Source organism: Paenibacillus sp. JCM 10914 (genome assembly GCF_001315105.1).
In the GTDB taxonomy this organism is placed as follows: Bacteria; Bacillota; Bacilli; order Paenibacillales; family Paenibacillaceae; genus Paenibacillus_AQ.
The window spans coordinates 34,456-58,093 of sequence record NZ_BAZR01000018.1; the positions used below are offsets into that span (position 1 = coordinate 34,456).

The window sequence follows — 23,638 nt, forward strand, 5'->3', positions numbered from 1 at the left end:
GTGTCGACGGTTTCATTGCTGCCTTTCGGGACCTAAGATATAACTCTTGCCTGCTTCAGTAGTAAAAGAAACGATGTCACCGGATAATTGCACCTCGATTTTCTTATGAATATCTCCGTATTTTTCCATAACCACAACGTCTTCCATTGGCCATGGGTTAACGATTGTACATGTTCTGCCTTTCTCGCTAATAATGTCTACGTTAATTACGTTGTCATCTGCTAGCTCGCTCGACACCATAAATGCGCCGACGGCTCTTAAATTTGTAAAGCGGGCGTTTCTTCCACGGGGCCAGGTGGGAAATAACTTGATTACATGCTCATGGCTTTGCATTAGCATCTCGTTGATTGCCGAAGGTACGCCGCTGCAGCACTCAATGCCGCCTCCACCGAAGAAAATAAATAGATTGGGATAGCTATGTTCAAGACACTGACGACGCAACTCATGCAAGATGACTTCGGGATCGTATCCGACCCGGGCTGCGGCTGTAAATATCGTTGGAAATCCATTATAATCCGTCCAACGGTTCAAAACCGTAATCGTATCTTTGGCTATATCAAGCAGCTTCGGATCCGAGCCAAGTCCAATCGCTCCGGCAGGCCATATATGTTGAATGGCCAGCGTATTATCATTGCGCCAGTCGCGCCCTTCTTCCGTTAAGCGAAATATCGTTTTTCCATCGCGCTGAAACGTTGGAAAATGGCTGATATGCTCCACAATATGCGACCATTTATCCCGCCGGTTCAAATCGAGGTTCAATTCATGGGACATATTCAGCAGCCCTTTGAATACTGCCCGAATTAGCGCTAACGAGAGGATCGGATTCTTCTCTTCGAGTTCCTTCAGCCATTCATCGTCAGGATGCGAATCCGTAAAAGTAGGGACTTCGTGAACCGCATCGCGATAGATGACATATCGGTTTCCTTCGAACTTCAAATAATCCTCCCAGAAATCAGCAACTTCAAGCAGGAACGGATACGCCTCCTGACTCGCGTATTGCATATCATAAGAGTAGTAATAACGCATCAGCATATTGATTGCGCAATACGCGGCATTGCTTTTTTGTCCCAAAAATAAATGGCCGTTCTCATATTTTATGCTTGCTTGCGAGGAGGATAGAGCAGTCGGTAATCCTTTAGGTCCTATACCGACATCATAATAGATTCCTTTAACGCCTAAATATTGCTCGGCATACTTACGTCCGTTTGGCATATATTCCCGCAACGGCGTATCGTAGGGTTCGCTCAATTCGATATGATTCGACGAATACACTCCCCACCAAGGGGCTTGGTAATTGTAATTCAAGTGATAATCCCCCGCCCAGGCAGGGTCGTCCGTCGTAATCCAGTTGCCGAATAAACCAGGTGGAAACGCCTTGTTGCGGCTGCAACAAGCCATGATGTAGTGAGAGCCATACCAATACTTCTCCAGCACATCATCGCCGATTTCAATCTCGGATTTTGCCCAAAACCGACTCCACCATTGTTTATGCTCTGAACGAAGCAGCTCCATTCGATTTTCATCCATAAGTCCGGCTTTTCCAACCGACTCTTGCTGATATTCTTCAACATTATGATTCGTCAAAACATAGGCCACGATATAGGTTTTGATTCCCGGCTGCAATGAAATTGATTCGCGCCCGCCGCCCAAGCAGCGCATGGCAATTGCACCTTCTGTCGGCCAATCGAGGTCGGCGCCGTTAAACTTTCGAGACACCCAAGCAATATCGTCCTGCCGTCCCTCTTCTGTCTTGGATTCATTTCCTTCCTGAACCCACAAGTCAACCGTAATCGGTACGTCGGCATCGCCCTCACATGAAAGCTCAACGATTACCACATTTTCACCGGCTGGAACCCAATAGTTTATGGAGACCGATGTCGTGTCATGATGAAAGACCGATGCAACTTCCGCTTCAAGCAACCTCTGTTCACTATAATACGAAGCTTTTGCCAAAGCAGGTATATGTATATCCATGCCTCCGAGCAAGCATGGACTGCCGTTCGGATAAAGCCGCTTCGCTTTCCAAAAGTCCGTCTTCGATATCCATAAACGTTGCCGTTCTGGCGATCCGCTGATGACTACTCCGACATCACCGTTTCCAATTAAAGGGCCATCCACTACTTTGTCCGTAGGTATGTTTTTAGGTGGCTCCGTGAAGATTCCGTTATACTTGGCCATTCGCTCTTTCCATTCAAATTCGCTTTTCAACCATCGTCACTCCTATATTTGAAATTAATTAAATTACCCGCAATGTCACCATCAATAAGGAATATTGCGGCTCGTTCATTCCGCTATTGTATTACTCTGTCTTGGTATCTCTTCAGAGCATCGGCATAGATCTGAAGAACTTTATCAATATCACCGGTCTTTTTCAATCGATCTTGGAACGCTGACCAGTTATCTAAGCTCTCTTTGCCGTTGATAAATTTATTTTGCATCTCCGCTACGAAAGTGTTAATTGGCGACATCACCGAAGTAATTTGTTCCCGTTCGTCATCGGTAAACTCAAGAAAAGGTTCATTCACCATAGGAGCGTATAATCATTAGGGAACGGCATATCCGCGAAAGCTGTTTCCCATGGTTTTTCAATTATACTGCCATTCACGAAACCAAAATCGTTCGGTGCAAAATCGACGAATGCCTTGGTATCGATTGCCATTTGTAATCCCGGGCGGTACGAGCTGCTTGCTCTCATACCGTATTTGTCGCCTTCTTCCCAAGCATTTTCGGCATTTTTAATCGAATCGACAAACGTAGGGTTGCCATCGGCAGTTCTCGTATATGTCGTTCCTTCTAAGCCCCATGTCACCAATTCAATGATTTCGGGTTTATATTGCAGATCCATCAACTGGACTAAATCTTTCGCATTTTTTGCTTTGGAATTCACGACCATCACCGCACCTTGATCCACGCTTACAGTGCTGTAATCGTTAATACTTTGCCAAGCTTTCCCGTATTTCGGGTTATCCGGAAATAATGAGATGATAAATTTCTCCTCTCCTGTTGCCAAACGGTTCCAATCTGCAGCAGAGTTAAACCAGCTTTGCAGTAATATGAAATTGGTTCCATTCATTATTTTTTTCTTGATAGCATCTTCTTTATCCGAGAACGCTTCCGGATCCAGTAGTTTCTCGGAGAACAGTTTGTTCGCAAACTGCAGAGCTTCCCTATATGAATCTTCCATCGGTCCAAATACATATTTCTCACCGTTCCAGTAAACTTGAGATCCGCCGTTATGGTGAGCTAAGAAGAGCGAATCAAAGGAATTCCATATTGTATTGACCGGAAACGATTTAGGATAGAGTTCCTTTAGCCTCTTGGCCGCTTCGTATAGATCGTCTATCGTGTTTGGAATCTTAATGCTATTCTTCTCCAAAATATCGTATCGGTACGTTGCCGGAGTGTATACGCCCATTCCTTTATCTGGGGCCTGTCTTGGTAAGTTCATGTTCCACAATCCATAAAATGTACCGTCCGATCTGATTGCTTTAATTTCACCGTTTGTCGCCTGTCTAACCAAATCCAAGTAATTAGGCAGCAGCTCTTGATATGGGCTAAGATCCATAAATAGACCGTCTGCTTCATATTGATTATACAAGTCCTTGTTCATTATCAATACTAAGTCCGTAATATCACCGCTTGCGAGCAAAAGTTTCGACTTATCGCTATATTCGCTTATAGGTATATAATTAAATTTAACGTCAAGCTTTTTACCGGTCAGGGACTCCATCTCGGCTACCCATTCTTTTTGCACCATGGAATCTTCCATTATCTTACCGAAAGAAGGCAAAGTAACGGAAAAACTTAGGGTGTTGCCGGATTGAGCATCTTCGTTTATAGCGCCATCTTTTGATTTGTTATCGAAGCTACAACCCGCAAATATTGTTCCCGAGACGAATAAAATCGTGAGAATAAGTGATAAGAACCCTTTACTTCGTTTCATACTTACCCCTCCATTATTTTTCTGAACTACCCGTAACTCGTCACTGTTCTTTTCATGCTCGTCTATGTCTATTTGCAGGAAATCCCCTCCCTTAAGTCACTAACTATATGGTGATGGTTAACCTTTAACAGCTCCAATCATGACGCCTTTCACAAAATATTTTTGCAGAAACGGATAGATTAACATGATGGGAAACATCGCAATGACAACAATCGCCATTTGAATATTTTTCGGATCCATTTGCATTTGCGACAGCATCGCTTGCATGGCCGCCGTCCCCGAGCCAGCTTCAAAGGAAAGTGTAAACAAATACTTCCTGAGGATTAATTGCAACGGATATTTAGTCTCGTCGTTCAGATAGATCAGCGCCTCAAACCAACTGTTCCAGCTGCCCACAATCCCAAACAGCGCAAAGGTCGCCAATAATGGTTTTGAAAGCGGTAAAAAAATTCTCCACAAAATTTGAACGTCATTGGCGCCGTCAATGACAGCTGATTCGCGTAAATCGGCCGGTATGGATTGATAAAACGACCTGAACAACAATACATTAAAAGCAGATATACATCCCGGTATAATCATTACCCAGTAAGTATCAAGCAAGTTAAGGCTGCGAATAAGTAAATATGTTGGGATCAAGCCGCCGCTAAAGAACATCGTTATGACCAGGAAAACCGCAAAAAACTTTTTGGCAACAAAATCGGTAATTGTAAGCGGATACGCCATGAGCGAAGTAAAGGTCAACATAACCAATGTAGATCCCGCCGCATAAATTATCGAATGAGCATAGCCCGAATATAGAAAAGGGTCTTTAAAAATGTAACTATACCCGCTTAAATTAAATCCTTTAGGAAAAATAGTAATATCGCCTCGGAGGATATGTTCGGAACTGCTTAATGACACTGCGATTACGTGTAAGAACGGGTAAAGCATGACCACACACAGAAGCAGCATGAGACATATATTTAGAAGGTCAAATATTCTCGAACCGATACTCTCTTTGCCAACCATCCCCAATTCCCCCTACCAAAGACTTGTTTCCGAAACCTTACGACTTATCAAATTAGTCACAATAAGCAGTATAAAAGCAATTAATGACTGGAAGAGTCCAATTGCCGTCGTATACTCAAATCTTGCTCCGATAATGCCTTCCCGGTATATAAATGTACCGATTACGTCGGCGACTTCGTATGTATCCGGACTGTACAACAACAGCACCTTTTGAAAATCTGTGCCCAATATGCCGCTTACAGAAAAAATCAGTAATATAATCGTCGTCGGTTTAATATGAGGCCAATTGATGTTCAGCACTTTTCTCCAACGGCTGGCCCCATCGATATTTGCGACATCATATAGGGTAGGATCAACACTACTTAATGCGGCCAAGAATAGGATTGTACCGAATCCGATGCCCTGCCATATATTTGTACTTATGAATATAGTCCTAAACCAGCTGGGTTCCGAGAGAAACACGATGGGATCGACACCAAATAGTGAGACTATTTTGTTAAATAGCCCTTCTCTCTCAGTAAACGTCCTAATAATCCCTACGATGATCACAGTTGATATAAAGTGAGGCAAATAGGAAATCGTCTGCACCACTTTTTTGAATATGGAGTTTTTGATTTCGTTAAATAACAAAGCCAGTATGATCGGAGCCGGAAATGCCCACAGCAATGAGTAGATCCCCAATAGTAGCGTGTTCTTAAGAACTCTCAACGCGGTCGGGTCATTAAAAAACATAATGAAGTATTTAAGACCAACCCAATCGCTGCCCCATATCCCTTGCATCGCACTGTATTTTTTGAATGCAATCTGTATGCCGTACATAGGAAAATAGCTGAACACCAACACAATGAGAAAACCGGGTAATACCATTAAAAATAAGTAGCGCTGATTCCAAGATTTAAGCAAAAAATGACGTAGACTTACCATCTCGCTAATTCCCCCTCTAGAACATTAACATGTCAAAGAAAGCGCTTTATTCACTTCGATAAGTCAGATATTATAATAAACAGACATCTGTGTCAATAATATGTTTAATTAAATTCATTTAAATGATACAGAAGTAATACAGGATTGATTGATAACAAAGTGGATAAGTATAAAAGATATTCATTATGAGGGGTGGGTGTTTTAAAAAGTTATAAAACGGAACCTTGGGCTTGGAGACAGCAAAAAGACGACGATGATCCCAGATACTTGGAATCATCGTCGTCTTAATTTTAGCAACCAGGTTAGCTATGACTCGATCGACTTTACAGATTCTCCAATGTCGATCTTCGATTTGCATACTTGTCCGATATTATATGGTTCTCCTTTTCCATCAATTAAATTGAGCAATAATCTAGCGGCACTCTGTCCCATTTCATAGAAGGGTTGTGAAATTCCGGTTACATTGAAATTTATTTTTCGGGATAAATTGTCAGCATCATACGTCACAAGCGATACATCCTCGGGAATACTATAGTTTAGTTTATGGAAGGCATGGATTGCCGCTTCCCCAATCTGATCATTCGCTGTCAATACAGCCGTGAAACTCAATTGTTTCATTTTCTGCTCAATTACATCACAATACCAATCAAATTCATTGGAGAAATCCTCCATTTGTGTCGGTATAATGACATCAAATTCATCGGAATATTCTAAATTTGAATCGATCATCGCTTGTTTAAATCCCACTAAGCGTTCATTCATTGTGCTTATGTTCGAATTTCGGATAAATAATATACGACGATGGCCATGATCGATTAACAACTTCGTTAAATTATATGCCCCTGTTATATTGTCGCTTGTTACGTAAGGAATATTGCTGTTATATACTGTTCGATCCAGACAAACAACTTTAATGCCATGATCTTGAAGGAGCGAGAAAATCCGATTATTGATATCTTCATGCCCATGACTCAAAATCGGACATAATATGACTCCTTCGACTTTTCTTGCTACCGCCCCTTTTGCAAGCACTTCCAACTTCTCCAAGTTTCGATCATTGCTTGAACTCATCAGTTGATATCCTTGTACATATAATACATCTTCAATTCCTCTCAATGCAGCGGACCAAAGCGGATTTTCAATGCCAAAAACGAAAGCAGCCACCAGATGAGTGCTGCCTTGAACAGTAAGTTTGCTTTTATCTATAAAAGTTCCTCTGCGGGTATCCCGAATTAACCACCCTTCTTCGGCTAATTCTTTGATGGCTTTCTCCACCGTATTCACACTGGATTCGTAGTATTCAGCAAATTCTCTACTGGAGGGCAGTCTAAAGCCTTCCGCCCACTCCCCATTCATTAGTCTTCTATGAATGTCTTGTTTAAGAATAATGTACTTAGCCACAAAATGATGTCTCCCTGTTTTTATTACCACATTAACTTTTTGCTTTTGCTGCGTCAAGTTTTTTGATACAGAAAATACAAGTGCGTTGTTTTTTGAGTGGTAATGTGATTTAAAAATATGACATTCCTTTCATCGGCTCAACCCATCCATCCATGTTTCTAGTGCCATAACTACTTTTTCCAACTGTTTCTCCTCGGTAATTGTGGGTTTATGATCTCCTTTTTGCATGCCGTAAGACCCGAATTGCCCGTGATTTCCACCCTCAATACTGACATATGTCGTATTTTCCGGAAGATTTGATCTGGCATTTTCCCACTTTTCTCCGTTAAGCACTCCGTCATCCGTGCCTGTAATTTGTAAGACAGACAAGTCAGCGTCCTTCAAGCTCCCATCGCCATCGGCATAAGAAGCCAGGAAAAAGACACCTGCTAACTTCTCGCTGTGTTGCGCAGCATATCGTGAAGCCATGACCCCACCTAACGAATGCCCACCGATTACATGCTTTTCGTTAGGATGTTCTTCGATAAATAAATCAGCTCTATTTTGACCGAAAACGGCCAAGTTTAATGGCATTTCTGCTATATATACTCGGTGGCCCTGCTCTGCCATTGTCCTGGCCATCGTTGAGTAACTTTCCGGTTCCACTAGTCCGCCCGGATAAAAGATCACATTCGGCTCCACTGGCTCTGTATGCTCAGGTTCGAATCGATATCCATGTTTGATCTTTGTGACCTTGATTTGATCATCACTTTGCAACGCGGCTTCAGCTCGTTCAGAGGGGCTATACGTGACGAAATTGAGGTACACGAGAAGCCCGGCCACCATCATCACAATAAACATACTTGCCCATATTGCTATTGTTCTCCATTTGTTTCTACGTTGTATTGTCAATGCTGAACCACCTTTGCATTAGGGTTGTCTCTCCCGGAGTCATTGCTTAATAAACCGACTGTCGTAAAATTTAGATAACGTATCTCAATAGCAGCGACAAAATCGCATATTCTATTATAAACTATCTTTCCTCTAGGGGTTAAATAGGCATCGAATAAGAATTGCTCCTAACCATCACCTATAAGGTGTAAATAAGTTTGCCTTTCGAAAATTAATCAATGCATCATAGGTCTCATCTAAATTCATGTCAATGTAATAATTGTCTATGTTACGATGGTTTGGATCATTCAAATCAACTCCATTAAGACTACCGATATGAGGCATTTTCAACTCATTTTTAGAGATGAACCGCTGTAATTGCTTATCTTGCTTAGCAAGATCAAAGTCTAAGAAATATGCATCCTCTGGCAACTGTGTGAATGAATTCAGTAATATGTTGTCACTACGAGCGATTAATGTAGGCGGATTTTCATCATATATTATATTTGAGTCTGCCGCTAATTCACCCTCATTAAACGAGGTACCAATTGAATAATAAGCATCCCCATTCTACCATCGTCGATTCATATCCTCCCCCGCTGATTTGCCATGTACCGTCTAGTCGATCCAGTGTTTGAAGATTCGCCATATTGCCATCCTCCTTAACGTTCGAAGTCCACTATAGCATTTGCCACTACCTCAGGGGCCATTATAACCGCGGAATGGTCTTGACCGGGGAGTGAATGCGTAGCAGCCTTTGGTAAAAGCTCGACAAGCGCTTGTGCTGCGTCATGGAAAAGCGGTTCGCTGTTTTCTCCTGTGATAATCAAAGTAGGAATCGTAATGTTCCATCTGTCGACTGGCAGCGGGTTCCCGGATTGCGTTGTTCCCATAATCATTCCATCATAAGCAAGCGTATGCGCTAGGGACTCCATCTTGTTCCAGGAAGGATCGGCTTTCATGTAGCGATATACTCTTCAGGAATACCAAGGGCCTCGGATGCGAAATATTCAACGGCTTCGGATCTCTTCCCGGCCTCGATGAGTGCATTTAAATGTTCTACGTAGTCACCAGGCACAGGTTTACGGCTGTCATTGATAATGAACGGCGGTTCGTACAAATAGAGCTTCGCGACCGAGTCCCCTAGCAAGTTTGCCGCCTCAAGCGCTAATACGGCTCCGGACGAGCTTCCGAACAGCAAAGCTTGTCCACCAGCGGCTGCGATTAAAGCCTCGATATCTTCCACTTCTCGAGCGGGTTCGTAAGGCGCGGTATCCGTACTTCGGCCTCGTCCGCGACGATCGTAATTATATACGGTGAAATTTGTCGACAAGTGCTCGGCTATTGATGAAGCATCCTGCTGGTCAGCCGCTGCCGATGAAACCAAGATAAGGGCTGGACCGGTCCCTTGTTTGGTATAAGCAATCTGTGTCCCATCTTTTGAAATAACAGTTTCCATCGTGTCATTGCCTCCTATTAAAGTTTCTAAGTATTCTTCCAGTCGATCATAGGCATCGGTAAATCCTTCAATCATGCCCATTGCTTCTGCATTGTCCAATTGTTCGTTGGTAGCGAATCGCGTCACGATCCTAATCCGCGTTCCTGCGTTTTTTTCCTCAAACAACACAGTGGTGTGCATTTCGCTGTCCGGAACCAAATTCCACTCGTTGTCGGCAAAAGTGTCTATGTATACCAGTTTGCTCGGTGCCTCTACTGTTTCATATATGGCTCTGCAATAGGCGACTGCGCCGCTATTGTCATCCGCTTTGAGACTATACCGCCACACTCCGCCTGACCGCACATCCATTTCATAGACGGTTGTCGTCCAGCCTTTTGGCCCCCACCATTTTGTAATATGTTTAGGCTCCGTCCAACCTTCCCATGCAAGCTGGGCAGGCATCGCAAAGCTACGCTCGACAGTGAGTTCTCTGCGTTCGCTGTTTTTACGAATGGTTGTTTTTCTTTTCATCTGCAGTCATCCTTTTCAGGTAGTTTTCAAGCGAATTCAGCCTTTTGTTCCAGACGTCGCCTAACGGTTAATACCTGTCATTGATCCTCCTTCTTCTTGTATTCCTGCATATACTCCTCAAAATTGTCGAGACGTTCTTCCCATAGAATACTGAAGGAATCAAACCATTCATCCAGCTCCTGGAACGGTCCGGCTTCAAGGCTATATATGCGCAGCTGAGCTTTGCTGCGTGAGCGCACCATCCCGGCCTCGCTCAAGATGCGCAAATGACGGGAAACATGCGGCTGGCTAATACCTAGGGCTTGGACGATTTCTCCTACCGATTTGGGCCCATTTCTTAGCAACTCAACGATATTGAATCGATTGGGTTCGGCAAGAGTAAGTAATGTTAACTGCAAGGTTGATGATCTCATGATCTTAATATATATTTAAGTGTATATACATGTCAATATATATTAAAGAAAAGTCTTCTCCGACATTTTAGAGATACTGTTGCTGCTTTATTAAATTTTAAAGTTCCCCCTTCAGCCTGTATATTCCGCACTGGTGCATTAGTTTATGACATGGAATCCAGCCGCGCGAATCGACCCTGAAAAATAAGCCCGCCGCTCATTACAAGCGGCGGGCTTCCTACTCTTCTAAAGCCATCGTTTACGGTTGTAGCTGCCAGAGTGCGGGCACGTTGCTCGGTTCCCAACCTGGCAAGGAAGTATGGGCCTGGATGCATTTGTACACCTTGCCGTTATAGGATACGAGCGCATTGACCGCATAAGCGGTATTTGGCGACCATGGCGTTGCACTCGGACCGTTAGGCGTTGTCACCGTCACGGCGTTGCTGTTGCCAGATTCGTTGTTCGATGGGTCGTAAGCGCGGACCGTAAACGTATATTGTGTGTTCGGCGTTAAACCGGTAACGACCTTCTCGGTTGCCGTTCCAGTGACGGTAGCAATCACCGTGTTGCCGTTGTAGATCCGGTAACCAGCGATGCCCGAAGCATCCGTGGATGCATTCCACATCAACGTGACTGACGTTGACGTAGGGGTGCCCATTACATGCAGGCCAGTCGGATTGGTCGGCGGCGTCACGTCGACCGGGAGCTGCGTGGTCGTAAACTGGACACTATTGCTGGCCGGGGAACGATTGCCGGAAGCGTCAAACGCCTTCACGGCTAGGTTATATGTCGTGCCTGCCAATAGATTGGTGAGATTGGCGCTTGTCTGATTGGCAGGCACCGTGGCGATGACATTGACTCCGTTGTACACTTCATAACCCGTGACGGCAATATTGTCCGTCGAGGCCCCCCAAGTTAATCTGGCCGTCGTTGTGCCAACGTTGCTGACGGCCAGATTGGTCGGCGCCGTAGGCGCAATGCTGTCACCAGGCCCGAATTGGGCATCGATGACGATGTACCAGGCATTTGGGGTATCCGCGATATCCCACACGCCGAGGATGACATGGTAACCGTCTCTTTGTGGTACGTTGCACGTATGGGTTAACGTAGCCGGTGGCTGCTGGCCATTCCCGTTTATCGTGCAGAACGGAGTTAGATCAAACTGGGCGCGGGTCAACGGCGCATTGGGATTCCAATCGGGTTTGGTGATGAAATAACGGTAGCTTGTCGTGGCATGGCGAGCGGTAAAAATCCAAGTAAAGTTGTTGGTGCCGCTCGTCATGTTCACCTTGTTCCAGCGCGTAGCTAACTGCTGGTCAAGCTGAGCGAACGCGGCAAGGCCGGCGCTGGCGATTTTACCGTCAGGGGGTCCGGCAGCAGGAAAACCTTTCAGCCCTTCCAGGCTCTGGGCTCATAGATGATCGGGCCGCAGTTGGTATTCAATCCATTTTTACACTGGATCGCGCGGCTGGCCGGATCATTAATATATCCGTGGGCCGACACGTTCTTTGAGAACGCGAACATACAAGCGAATACGAGTAGCAATCCTCCGCCAATCAGCATTAATCGCAAAATGAAACGGGTTTGAAACATCATCACAATACCTCCCATGATTTGGTTTGGTTTGGTCATGATGTGCCTTTCGCTTTTCGACACCTTTTTTGCCACGATCGTTTAAGTTTCTGCCTCCTCTCTTCTTGAAAATAATTCTGCCAAACCTGTGCACAACCGTTAACCTTGCGGGCATCCACTCCCTTTTAAGCCGATTTATATAAACTCCTTAGAGCCTATATACTCGTACAAAGTCATGAGAAATAATGCCTTGTCGCATTGTGAGAAGCGTAAATAAGCGGGCTGGAAATCTTCGTGGGAAGGGGAAATTAAGCGTGAGCAACTCTGCTCTATATAGAATCAGCTATGTAAACTGCTGATGAATGCTGACATCCATAGCGCGCAAGTATGTAGGGATCATAACCGATGAAGTACGCCTAAGGGTAAAGCATGAGGGGGATGGAGTCATGTCTAAACATGGAGGAATCTATATAATCAGGCATAATAGAGTTTCGTCACAATAGGAGTCTTATTAGCGGAGTGTCATGAAACAGAGTGAAATTGATGTATGGGTCAGACAGAAACGAAAGAGGGATTACCAGTAATTGGTTGTCTATATTATTGAACAATAACCATTTCTTGTCAAGGGTGTAATTTATCCATTCTTTGATCCGGCAAACCTGTTTTGAGCTTGTTCTTTGCCGCAATCGGGACGAGAATTTGTACCGATACAACAAAAAAGTCGCTATAATAGCGACTTTCATGGGAAACCCAATTCTTCTCCCTCGACAAGGATAGCCTGATTTCAGACTTTTTCGAATTTATAAATGTGTGTGGGCTTATCTTACTGAGGCAGGCCGCTTGCCCGCTTTGGCCGACAAGGAAAAATAACTCATCTCAACGGGTGAGACCGGCTTTGGTTTCGGTTCTCCCATCCTTTTCTCCAATAAGTCATTTAGAGGTTCGTCCGAGCAGTCCCGTCGGTATCTCCCCTCCTCCAACTTCATGTCGATAAAATCGAGACCTGCTGTAGCGAAGCGATTTGGCTGACCATATTACTCCGATGGCTCCTTAAAAGTTCCACCAGTTCGGGATATTCCGCGGGATCCGTATCGGTGGAGACTGCCAGAAAAGGCCGCATTTCCTCTAGCCGCATCCCCGTTTTTTTCAGGCATGCTACCAGCCGGATCGTATGGATGTCCGCCTGTCGGTAGATGCGGTGCCCGTTGTCCTTCCGCTCTGCACGAGGCAGCAGCGCAATCTTTTCGTAATAACGGATCGTATCCTCAGTAATTCCGGTTTGCTCGGCGGTTTGTTTTATCGTGTATAAGCTTACAACAAAAAAATGGCAGCTTGTGCGAAAGACTAATGATTTTATCATGGGGAATGTGCAATATTCTTAGTTCCCTTCAAAATGATATATTAGCTGTACAACGCCTGAGGAAAACGATCTTGTATTCACCATTGTTAAATTCAACCGCTTTTTTATATCCACAAACAGCGGTTTCCCTTCTCCTAATACAACTGGGTGAACAGATAATCTGAATTCATCAACAAGTCCTAAATTGATAAAAGTTGCAATAAGCTCTGCTCCACCATATAGCCAGATGTCTTTACCAGGCCTATTCTTTAATTTATTTGCTTCTTCAAGAATACCATCATTAATGAAGATGGCATTATCGTTCGTTCCCTTTTGCGTCCTGGAAAACACATATTTCTCTTTACTATGAACCAAATCCCAGAATTCTTTTTCAGAATCCGAATGTTTCAATTCCGGAGTAAATTGTCCCCATAAATCATAGCTTTTTCTTCCATACAAAATGGTATCCACTTGATTCAAAAAATGATTAAACTCCAGCTCATCGTCCATAATGCACCAATCAACTTCACCATGTTTGCCTTCAATAAAACCATCTAAAGTAACCGCTAAATCTAAAATTATTCTTCGTTTCATGATATGGTACTCCTTTCGCTAATCTACCACCCATTATAGATCTCAAATACGTCACCTTATGTCATATTAATAGCGATTCCCTAAACCGTAATAGCAAATACAAAATTGATCATAGTTCGAATAGCTTGTTGAACAGGTTATTTCAAGCCTTTTAATATTGCTGCTTTACTTGATCAGTTTGGTCTGATAAACTGTTCACATTCTATTGTAAACCAAATATATTAAATATTAGGTTTACAATAGTTATGAAAGACACATCAATTTAATTTATGGGGATGATAACAATTAAAACGATAGAAAAGAATTCATGGCAGTTGTTTGCACATAAAGCATTACGTGGGGAGTGTTTAACGCTAGAAGAAGGATTAACGGTTCTCGAAGCCGATAATGATGAAGTACTTCCGCTGATGCAAGCTGCTTTTCAAGTTAGAAAGCATTTTTATGATAAAAAAGTGAAACTGAACATGATCATAAACGCTAAAAGTGGACTCTGTCCTGAGGACTGTGGGTACTGCTCGCAATCGATTGTTTCGACATCGCCTGTGAAGAAATACTCACTACTGGATAAAGGTACCCTTCTTGCAGGGGCACGCGAAGCTATGGCCCGCAAGGCAGGGACATATTGCATTGTTGCTTCAGGGAAAGGTCCCACCGAAAAGGAGCTAGATCAAGTGGTGTCTGCAGTCAAAGAAATTCGTGAAACAATGCCACTAAAAATCTGTGCATGCTTGGGCATTTTAAAGGACGAACAAGCCCAACGTCTCGCTGAAGCTGGTGTTCACCGATACAACCACAACTTGAACACTAGTAGAGCCAATTACCCGTCGATTACGACAACTCACACCTACGATCAACGCGTAGAAACCGTCGAACAGGTGAAAGTGAGTGGTATGTCTCCTTGCTCCGGCGTCATTATCGGAATGGGCGAGACAAATCGTGAGATTGTGGAAATGGCTTTCGCACTTCGAGAACTTGATGCAGATTCGATTCCAATTAATTTCCTCAATGCGATTCAGGGAACCCCGCTTGAAAATGCGGGCCGCACATCGGCTATGAAAGCTTTAAAGGTATTGGCGCTGTTCCGCTTTATCTGCCGTCCAAAGAGATTCGTGTGGCAGGCGGCCGCGAGATTAGCCTGCGTACACTGCAGCCCCTGTCTCTGTACGCAGCCAACTCACTCTTCGTAGGTGATTATTTAACCACATCAGGCCAAGAGGTATCCACTGACCATCAAATCATTGAGGATTTAGGCTTTGAAATTGAGATAAACGCCTTGTAAGAGGTTGACCAATGTGGAGGCGCTCTGGAGGTTCGCTTCTGCTGACCGGACACCAGAGCTGCTCACGCACATTATAGAACTGGATTTGGCAGGGGCGGTCAGTTAACGTTTTGAATGCTTTGGGACTACTATCTAAGGCATCGATTAATAGTTCTAATATTGAATATGCAATTAGATTGTGATTTTGAGTGAGTTACTGCTTGAATTAAACTCAATCCCTGCTCCAAGTCCTCTAGCAAACACCTGCACAGGAACGTATGTAACACCATCAATCACTTTTGGGGCTACACTTGCTGTCTCAGATTTTCCATTGTAGAATACAGTTTTACTCCCAATAGTTAAAGTGATTTTACGATTGTTTTTAGTAACTCCGATTGTGCCGCTAGCTTTGTCGTAGGTAACTGTCGCACCCAAACCTTCTGCAATTTCGCGTAAAGGAACTAGGTTTGTATTCTGATAAAATATCGGTTCACTGCCAAAACTGATCTTTTGGTCGTTTACATATACCTTAAGTCCCGAAGCCTTGTATGTAGGTGTTGCTGGTTTTGAAGGAGTACTTTTTGGAGTTGAGTCGTTTTTTGTACTTGGCTTAGAGGACGATGATCCTCCTGAAGAAGATCCTCCTCCATTGTGGTAGTGATACTCTCCATATTCTAATCCCCATTTAGAACAATTCGTCCAGCACCTGTGACCTCCATTGGCATCTGTTCTACCTGGATGGGCAGAAACTATTGACGCGCTAGAAAACACTAAGAGTAATGCTAGAGAACCAGTAATAATTCTTTTAGTCAAAGCCGAACAACCCCTTGTTAGTATTTTGTACCTATAATGATAACACATCCCAAAATAATAGGCAGAGCAAACTTCATTTAATCGATAATACAAAAAGCCGCTAATTTAGCGGCTTTCAATGTCCCTCGATATTTTTGTCGGAGGGATCATAGTTCATTCCTTATCTCATAGATCTTTTGCAGGGTATGGATGTGCAGCGTTCTTTCATCATCCGTTTCTTGGAGTTTGTTTCCCGATCCTGCGTCCATATACCACTCTATAAGCCTGTATCCGAACATAAGTAGAATCAACTCATAAACGCAGTTATCCGTTATGTGCGAGATATCCGCAGATTCCGAAAAACCCTTGTAATACGCCGGGATACATCTACGGTAGTATTCAACCATGTGTTCAATATCGGCTTCGTCCGCGATAAGACTTGCCATATCTTCACCTAAATAGCCCCACCCTGTGGTATCCCAGTCGATGACCATAGTTTTACCGTCTGAATAGAATATGTTTGCTACCCAAAAATCCCTGTGGCACAGCACGATGGGCAGCTTTTCAATACGGTTGAATATGTCGTCTGCGTTTTCATCAATGTCGATGAGCATTTGACATATGTGCTTCGGGATTTCGCAATCGTCGGAGCGTATATAATCGTACACTCTATTCCATGAGCGATAATGAAGATAGAAGTTCTTCATATAATCCACTTTGCCCAAGTTGGTCAAGTTCTGTAAAACAGCTGGCTGTTCGGCATATAACTTGCCTTGGAACCGTCCTAATTCCTCCGCTGCGCGTTCATACATTTCGCCGGTCAAGTCTAAACCCGATATGCTGTCGATATATTCCATCCATATCTGCGTTTCGTTCTCTTCTTCGTTCATTTCGGCGTGATAGCATACAGGCCAACGGAATGACTCCGAGAACAGAGCGTCGAAATTGGATTTATACAAATCATATTCCCGACGCCAGGAATCGGGATCGCTGTAGCGTTCAAATTTTTTCTGCGTTTTCAAAACAATGTTATAGGGTAATATTCCGCCGTTAGTAGTTTTGGCATTGCCGGTTATAAGCTGTACATTACCCACTGTACCGCCATGTAATGGTTTGGTTTGGAAATCGTCGCAGATAATTTCTGTACCGAGCATTGTCCTTAAGACCTGTGTCAGAATTTCGTATTTGATTTCGCTCATTATGAAGTCCTCCAATCGTTTTTTTAACAAGGTGAAACATGGTTGTGCTTCTTGTTCGCCGTTCATATTTACCCACAAGAACCGGTAATTTGGGCATAAAAATACCGCGAACAAGCAGCCTCCTAGGAAGCTGCTGTTTCGCGGCAAAAAGCCAAATAAGTCGGCTTATAATCAAAGATGAGATACGAACTTCATCGTATCGGCGCTAACAGCAGTATTCACGAAAGGTTACGGTTTACGGCATAGCCAAAAACACGGTTGAAATCTCCGCTTTCTCTCATTCCAAGCTATATTGGAATTAACTATGCCCGATATTCGGTTAAGATAAAACCACCAATACCATATAAGAAGTCATTTAATAAACATCTCCTTTCGCGGAAAAAGTTGAATTAGCATTTCACTTCTACAGTTAAGCATAAGCCTTTGCAAGAAATCCATGGAAAATTTGATTATAAGCAAATTATATTGGTCAGCAATCTCTCCCACTCAACCCTCCAACCGTTGCATATAAACAAAAAAGCCGCTAATTTAGCGACTTTCAAAGGGATGCTTTTGTCCGACATTTCATAACAAACAATCAATTATATTTCTTCTTGTTTTATCCGTTGAATTAAGTCCTTAAGCCAATAAATGGTGTGTTCGGTTTTAGTCGAAATATAGCCTGTCATAAACTCTCTAAGTTTCTCGTTATCTCTATCTACCTCAACCTTCTCTCCTAACCCACTTACTTGCTCCCAACGAGTGTTTATATTGTTTAATTTTTTTTCAAGGATTTCTACTACTTTTTCACGATCCACATATTTGATGGCTGCTAAACCAACCACCATTTCCTCAATTTTTCGAGCATTTTCAAACAACTTGTAAATTTGTTTTGGTAGTTCTTCACGACCCTTAGCTGTAATTGCAAATACTTGCTTATCAGGTCGATGTTCCTCTTGGATAATTTCAACGATCTCAATTAAGCCTTTTTTGGCTAAGGAATCAAAATTATAGTACAGTTTACTTTCCGTCAACCCAACTAATTGATCCAATGGTATCGGTTCTGAAAGCTGTTTCTTCAATTTATAAGGATAATTGTTTTCCTTCATGAGTTTACTCAATATAAAAATCTGAATAGACATTGTATGGCTCCCTTCAAGAAAAACTCATCCTTATTGTAACAAAAACTATACTGTAGCTTCTGTTCCATTATTTATTTTTTTCATTTCAGTATCTGATACCTTGTCTTCCACTTGCATTGGTTTGTGAATAAAAGCGACAATACTAATGTTAATCAAAATCGCAACCGCACCAACTGCAACCATGGACCAGATATATGGACTTGGACTAATGCTTCCAAATAGACTAGCATAATAGGCTTGTACAGAATAATACATTGGAGAAATATGACTAATCCATTCATACGGCAAGTACATCATATCACGTGGAATGGTTGCACCGTTTGCTAATGTTTGGAACAACAAAATTGGTAAGTTTAAAATCATTCCACCTTCACCAACCAGGAAGATTAAAACAGCTGTGAAGTTAAAACACACCATATATATTAATATTTGTTGACCTACTATACTCAAGAACAGGCCACCACTCGGCTCATTAATGAAGTAAGCTATCCCCGTTCCAGCGAGTGATGATACAACTGCAACTAATAAAGCAGTTAATTGTACGTAGCTGAATAAACGTGTCTTACTTGCTTTACCACGGCTTTCTTTAAATGCAGCTACTAACTGCATAGCTCCGATCATTGCACCCGTATAACCAGCCATCGTTAAGAACATTGGCAACATATTTTGATTCATACCGTCTGGTATTTCATTTATTGTTATTATGTTGCCTACATAAGTTGTTTCAATCATGTTAGCTAACTCAGCAGCCTGCTCTTCTGGTACATTAAAGTTCATTAATACACCTTGGGCCGTTTGTTGTGAGAATTGTGCTCTTAACTGGTTATTAATCTCCTTTACAACTGCATTCATAGTTGAAGACACGGTTGTTGCTCCTGCTTCATTAATTGTAAAGTCGATACTGGAGGCCGTTTCACCTTTTTCCATATCCTCAGAGAATGTTGCTGGAATGTGTACGACTAACGCTAACTCATTATGTTCTAAATCGTTTAAAGCTTGTTTACTAGTTAAATTCGTCTCTATTTCCTTAAACGGCAATTGTTCTTGTAACTGCTCGGCAATCATAGCTCCGTATTCACCAGCGTCATCATTAATAATAGCAATTGGCAATTTATCAACATTTCCTGGAATTGATGAATAGCCAGGCAAGAAAATGCCTAACATTGCAACGGCATAGAATATCCCCATAAAGATTGCCGCTATTGCACCTTTTGTTTTTAAGAATTGAGTAAATTTCATTGGATGTACCCTTCCTTTTGTTATTTAATTTGATTTAATACTCTAATTAAAGTACTTTTATTAGAGTATTTTTGTAGTTTAAGTTATTCTTGATGCAAAGTCAATCGAAATAGTAGTCTGGGGTGTACTCTTTAACACGTCTACATTTTCTGTTAGATCTGTTTAGCATTCATCTAAGCGCTCCTTAATACAAAAAAAGCCGCTAATTTAGCGACTTTCAAATTTACTTATGTAGTTGGTTGATCACTAGACATGAATGATGTCTCTACCTTTCTTCTTTGCTCAGTTGAATTTCATGCTCCTCAACATAATTGCGATAATGTTCACCATTATAGTAATCAACAATATCCTTATTAATCTCAGGATATAGTTGAATGGAATATAACTCACATCCTATTAGAATAATAAAGCCGATCGGCTGCCATCCAAGTATAAATGAAAAATCCCTTAGGAATAAGGGGTTTTTGCTAACTTTATTGAAGTTCTTACTACACAGGATTTATACCTTGAAATTGTGGATCGGACATATTCTTGTCCTAAGCCGAAAACAAACTTATAATAAAATTGCTGAAAATCTAGGAACCGTTGGTATATATAATGCAAGGAGGAGCGCCATGAATATCACCCAAGATTTTATTGATGAACGTTTCAAGGCATTTGTACTAGACAATTTTTGCGAAAATCGTGAATGGATTCAGACAAGTGATGTGGATCGAATCGTTTCGCTGCAGCTTGCGAATCATACATATTCAAGCCTGAAAGGGATTGAACATTTCGCGTCTCTTGAGGAACTTGATTGCTCGTACAATAACATAACGGAGCTCGACATCAGCAAGAACATAAACCTGAGAACGTTGGATTGCGGGGCGAACCAATTAACTACTCTGGACACGGGTAATAATCCGCTATTGGAGAAGCTGTCTTGTTCATACAACGAGCTGGCCCAACTGGATATCAGTCGCAATCCATTATTGAAAGAGCTGAACTGTAACAAAAATGAGTTTCGCTCTTTGAATCTGACGGACAATGAGAAGCTGGAGCTACTAGATTGCGGCTTTAACCGAATTCGGAATTTGGATATTAGTCAAAATGCCATGCTCGCCAAGCTGGTCTGTTATTGGAACATCATTACGGAACTGCGTGTAGATCAGAATAAGAATTTACAAGAACTTAACTGCGGTTACAATTCCATGTTTGATTTGAATCTGGATCATAACACGCGCTTGACCCACCTCGATTGCGGAAACAATTATCTAATCAGCTTGAATGTAAAGGGCTGCTCGGACTTGATTGAAATCCGATGCAATCACAATCATCTTACGAATTTGGATGTGAGCGGAAATCCAGCATTGCAAAGCTTAAGATGTTTCAATAATCACATCGCAAAGTTGGATCTCAGCCATAATCCGCATTTAGTCGAGATCTATTGCTCTGAGAATAAAATCTCGGTGCTGGATACCAGTCATAACCCAAATCTCGAGCGATTGGATTATGTCAATAATCTCATCGTTGAGCCGGACCTAACCCTTGAAGGGATCGGCACTTTTCAATACGATAGCTCGCGATCTTTCTATAAAACGACGGTACATTATATGGGAAACGAGATTCCTGTCTCAGCGGAAGTCTCCAACGAATCAGATATGAAACGGCTGTCGCCCATCATCATGAAAGCATGGGAGCGCTTTGAAGAGCTGAGCGATCAAGCACTGAACCTAATTGCCACAACGCATCCGGACGAAGATGTGACCCAGTTAGCTATTGCTGAGCTTGAGTTTAATAGAGACAACACATTTCGGTTGGGTTACGATGCAGGCGAAACCCCTGCCGGACAACTATGCATTTATGTGGCTTTTAATATAAATCTTGAAATGAGCAGCGATCTCGTTTACGAAACGTATTAACTCGAGTTTCAAAGAGCTATCGATTACAGGGTAAATAAAAAAAACGACAGCCGATTGACCGGTCGTCGTTTTCTTTATTTACCGACTATGGTTCCCCCATAGACGACTCGTGTTTCATCTGCAATAAACCTTGTAAGATGACTTCGAGCCCCCAGTGAAATCGCTCTCTGGATCCTGTGTCTCCTGAGAACATCTCATGATTCATTGCAGCAATCATTGGGAATTGTGCAGGATCGAGAGACATGAAAGTGTCCTTAATTGAAGTCAAATGCGTCGTACCGTGCATTTCCCAAGTGGATTTTTCGAATACCACGGATGAAACGTAGAATAAAAACAAGTCTACTCCCCATGCAGCCGATCGGGACGATATTCCGGCCTCATGTAAAGCCGTTAGAATATACTCAATCAGCCTAAATGAGTTCGTACCTACCGAGAGTGTAGTAAGAGATAATTCAGCGAGACCTGGTTGCGCATGTAACAATTTGAAATATGCGTCAAGTGCGCCGAACAGCCTCGTCTTCCAGGAACCTTCATCATAGGGTGGCAATTGGAGTTGTCCCAATGCGTAGTCCATCACATAAGCGTTTAACTCTTGGACGTTCTTTACGTAAACGTACAAGGAAGAAGGTCCGGTATCTAATGCTTTCGCGATCTTGCGCATGGTCATTCCTGACATACCTTCTTCTTTAATCAATGAATAGGCTGTTTTGATGATCTCCTCATGGCTTAACGGATCTTTAGCCGGCCGTGCCCTGCGACTTACTATCGTACGTTTTGAATTATTCATTATGCATCACCAATATTACTATTACCATATCTGAAGCCACGAGTAAATAACTCATTACACATCATGCTGTGTCTGATCATGCAACTGTTTCATGAGCGTAGCCATCTTAGCAGCCGCATCGTCAGAGAAGCATAGTACTAAGTTGTCGTAAGACTCCTGGGCCATATCGGAGGAATATCGGTACATCTCGCGCTCGTACTCTTCAATAGCTGACCCAGAGTCTTGATGCCGGGCGATGGCAAGGGCCAATGTATAGGCATCCAGCATGGCCAGATTCACTCCTACTCCTGCAAAAGGAGACATGACGTGAGCGGAATCGCCAATTAACGTAACCCCCGGATTGTGCTTCCATCGATAGCCTACCGGCAGCATGTAGATTCGTCTAGGTTGTATAGCACCATCGGCATATCGGATATAATTTTTGAGATCGTCGTCCCAATCCGAGAACAGTTCCAATAGCTTGTTTTTCGCTTCCGTTGGCTGATCAAAATCAATTCCGCAAGTATCCAGCCACTCTCTTTCAACTTCGAAGCTGGCATATACTTTAATTCGTCCATCTCCGTTTAACTGCCCCAGAATGCCCTTCCGATCTCCAAGTGCAAACATCTTGCCCCTACTATTTAGTTCGAGAAGATCAGGATGATTATTCTTAACATCCAATACGTTGAGCTCCACCATGGTTAGTCCGGAGTATTCAGGCTGTAAATCAGAGAGCAACGGTCGGACACGCGAGAAGGCACCGTCAGCTCCGACTAGAAGATCAACGGTGTCAACCACCCCATTCTCGAAGTGGAGCTCGGTCATCCCATGATCGAGAGCGATCGCTTGTTGAAGCTTATGACCGTATCGAATACATCCCTTATCGAGTGAATCGAGTAATAATTGGCACAAATCGCCGCGATCGATCTCTGGACGGGTACCATGATCGTCCTCAACGGCTTCTTCATCCATATATACATTTTTATGTTTGTCAAACAGTCGAAAATCCTCTCCCTCATAGCGAGCGAGTTCCTGGAATTTCTCAAAAAGTCCTGCTTCTTTAAGTGCCAATTGTCCGGATTCCTCATGAATATCTAGTGATCCGCCGCGATCTCGATTCGTATCTTGAACTTCCCGTTCATAGACAACGGGGTTAAAACCATGCCGTTGAAGTAGTAAAGCTAGTGTTAGTCCCCCAGGACCGGCCCCGATGATGGCAATGCGTTTAGATGCTATAGCCGAATGTGTCATATCATTTCACTCCTTCAATTAGTTTTGCTCAAAGCAAAGTTTGTATTCATATTAGAATGGCTTTTCGAGCTGTTTTCAAGAACAAGCGCAATAAGCCTT

19 protein-coding genes and 3 pseudogenes are annotated in these 23,638 nt (G+C 42.9%); 2 read left to right on the forward strand and 20 right to left on the reverse strand.

What is annotated here, in order from left to right; all coding sequences use genetic code 11:
- Positions 1-12: 12 nt before the first annotated feature.
- The 14 genes and pseudogenes from JCM10914_RS18260 to JCM10914_RS18315 all read right to left on the reverse strand — a co-directional run bounded on the left by JCM10914_RS18260 (position 13) and on the right by JCM10914_RS18315 (position 14,012).
- Positions 13-2,208: a glycoside hydrolase family 95-like protein gene (locus tag JCM10914_RS18260; protein WP_023963577.1), complete on the reverse strand. Its 2,196-nt coding sequence runs from the start codon at positions 2,206-2,208 to the stop codon at positions 13-15.
- 83 nt (positions 2,209-2,291) lie between these two features.
- Positions 2,292-2,528 carry a hypothetical protein gene (locus tag JCM10914_RS30630; protein WP_023963578.1) on the reverse strand — a complete coding sequence of 79 codons (237 nt, stop codon included), beginning with the start codon at positions 2,526-2,528 and terminating at the stop codon, positions 2,292-2,294.
- Positions 2,522-3,943 (reverse strand): extracellular solute-binding protein, encoded by a 1,422-nt coding sequence (locus tag JCM10914_RS18265; protein WP_023963579.1) that lies wholly within the window; start codon positions 3,941-3,943, stop codon positions 2,522-2,524. The genes JCM10914_RS30630 and JCM10914_RS18265 overlap by 7 nt, the downstream gene beginning before the upstream one ends.
- 117 nt (positions 3,944-4,060) lie before the next feature.
- Positions 4,061-4,951: a carbohydrate ABC transporter permease gene (locus JCM10914_RS18270; protein ID WP_023963580.1), complete on the reverse strand. Its 891-nt coding sequence runs from the start codon at positions 4,949-4,951 to the stop codon at positions 4,061-4,063.
- A 12-nt stretch (positions 4,952-4,963) separates the two neighbouring features.
- Positions 4,964-5,875 (reverse strand): sugar ABC transporter permease, encoded by a 912-nt coding sequence (locus tag JCM10914_RS18275; RefSeq protein ID WP_023963581.1) that lies wholly within the window; start codon positions 5,873-5,875, stop codon positions 4,964-4,966.
- Between the two features lie 306 nt (positions 5,876-6,181).
- Entirely contained in the window at positions 6,182-7,276 is a 1,095-nt protein-coding gene (locus JCM10914_RS18280) for a GntR family transcriptional regulator (protein WP_023963582.1), read from the reverse strand.
- 129 nt (positions 7,277-7,405) lie between these two features.
- Positions 7,406-8,167 carry an alpha/beta fold hydrolase gene (locus JCM10914_RS18285; RefSeq protein WP_023963583.1) on the reverse strand — a complete coding sequence of 254 codons (762 nt, stop codon included), beginning with the start codon at positions 8,165-8,167 and terminating at the stop codon, positions 7,406-7,408.
- Positions 8,168-8,341: 174 nt separating this feature from the next.
- Positions 8,342-8,695 carry a hypothetical protein gene (locus JCM10914_RS28505; RefSeq protein WP_148300230.1) on the reverse strand — a complete coding sequence of 118 codons (354 nt, stop codon included), beginning with the start codon at positions 8,693-8,695 and terminating at the stop codon, positions 8,342-8,344.
- Between the two features lie 113 nt (positions 8,696-8,808).
- The gene (locus JCM10914_RS30635) at positions 8,809-9,108 is read right to left on the reverse strand and encodes an alpha/beta fold hydrolase (protein ID WP_023963584.1); all 300 of its coding nucleotides are present in this window, start codon (positions 9,106-9,108) and stop codon (positions 8,809-8,811) included.
- The gene (locus tag JCM10914_RS30640; RefSeq protein WP_023963585.1) at positions 9,105-10,115 is read right to left on the reverse strand and encodes an alpha/beta fold hydrolase; all 1,011 of its coding nucleotides are present in this window, start codon (positions 10,113-10,115) and stop codon (positions 9,105-9,107) included. Before JCM10914_RS30640 ends, JCM10914_RS30635 begins: the two co-directional genes overlap by 4 nt.
- Positions 10,116-10,192: 77 nt before the next feature.
- Positions 10,193-10,513, reverse strand: a complete 321-nt coding sequence (locus tag JCM10914_RS18300) for an ArsR/SmtB family transcription factor (RefSeq protein WP_370570265.1) — start codon at positions 10,511-10,513, stop codon at positions 10,193-10,195.
- Positions 10,514-10,766: 253 nt separating this feature from the next.
- Positions 10,767-12,100, reverse strand: a pseudogene (locus JCM10914_RS18305) (lytic polysaccharide monooxygenase).
- Positions 12,101-12,897: 797 nt separating this feature from the next.
- Positions 12,898-13,439 (reverse strand): annotated as a pseudogene (locus JCM10914_RS18310) (MerR family transcriptional regulator).
- A gap of 18 nt (positions 13,440-13,457) precedes the next feature.
- Positions 13,458-14,012 carry a dihydrofolate reductase family protein gene (locus tag JCM10914_RS18315; RefSeq protein WP_023963590.1) on the reverse strand — a complete coding sequence of 185 codons (555 nt, stop codon included), beginning with the start codon at positions 14,010-14,012 and terminating at the stop codon, positions 13,458-13,460.
- A 275-nt stretch (positions 14,013-14,287) separates the two neighbouring features.
- On the opposite strand from JCM10914_RS18315, the pseudogene bioB reads away from it, so the two are divergent.
- Positions 14,288-15,291: pseudogene (gene bioB, locus JCM10914_RS18320) on the forward strand (biotin synthase BioB).
- Positions 15,292-15,462: 171 nt separating this feature from the next.
- Here the strand turns inward: bioB and JCM10914_RS28510 are convergent.
- From JCM10914_RS28510 to JCM10914_RS18335, 4 genes are all read right to left on the reverse strand, one after another.
- Positions 15,463-16,083, reverse strand: coding sequence for a copper amine oxidase N-terminal domain-containing protein (locus tag JCM10914_RS28510; RefSeq protein ID WP_081739837.1), 621 nt, complete (start codon positions 16,081-16,083; stop codon positions 15,463-15,465).
- Positions 16,084-16,229: 146 nt separating this feature from the next.
- Positions 16,230-17,261 (reverse strand): aminoglycoside phosphotransferase family protein, encoded by a 1,032-nt coding sequence (locus JCM10914_RS18325; RefSeq protein WP_052019872.1) that lies wholly within the window; start codon positions 17,259-17,261, stop codon positions 16,230-16,232.
- 581 nt (positions 17,262-17,842) lie between these two features.
- Positions 17,843-18,382: a PadR family transcriptional regulator gene (locus JCM10914_RS18330; RefSeq protein WP_023963594.1), complete on the reverse strand. Its 540-nt coding sequence runs from the start codon at positions 18,380-18,382 to the stop codon at positions 17,843-17,845.
- A gap of 45 nt (positions 18,383-18,427) precedes the next feature.
- Positions 18,428-19,621: a YhgE/Pip domain-containing protein gene (locus JCM10914_RS18335; protein ID WP_023963595.1), complete on the reverse strand. Its 1,194-nt coding sequence runs from the start codon at positions 19,619-19,621 to the stop codon at positions 18,428-18,430.
- 614 nt (positions 19,622-20,235) lie between these two features.
- On the opposite strand from JCM10914_RS18335, the gene JCM10914_RS18340 reads away from it, so the two are divergent.
- Entirely contained in the window at positions 20,236-21,522 is a 1,287-nt protein-coding gene (locus JCM10914_RS18340; protein WP_036718908.1) for a leucine-rich repeat domain-containing protein, read from the forward strand.
- Between the two features lie 85 nt (positions 21,523-21,607).
- Here the strand turns inward: JCM10914_RS18340 and JCM10914_RS18345 are convergent, their stop codons facing one another.
- Entirely contained in the window at positions 21,608-22,309 is a 702-nt protein-coding gene (locus JCM10914_RS18345) for a TetR/AcrR family transcriptional regulator (protein WP_023963597.1), read from the reverse strand.
- A 54-nt stretch (positions 22,310-22,363) separates the two neighbouring features.
- A complete protein-coding gene (locus tag JCM10914_RS18350; protein ID WP_023963598.1) occupies positions 22,364-23,539 on the reverse strand; it encodes an NAD(P)/FAD-dependent oxidoreductase in 1,176 nt (391 codons plus the stop codon).
- Positions 23,540-23,638 lie beyond the last annotated feature (99 nt).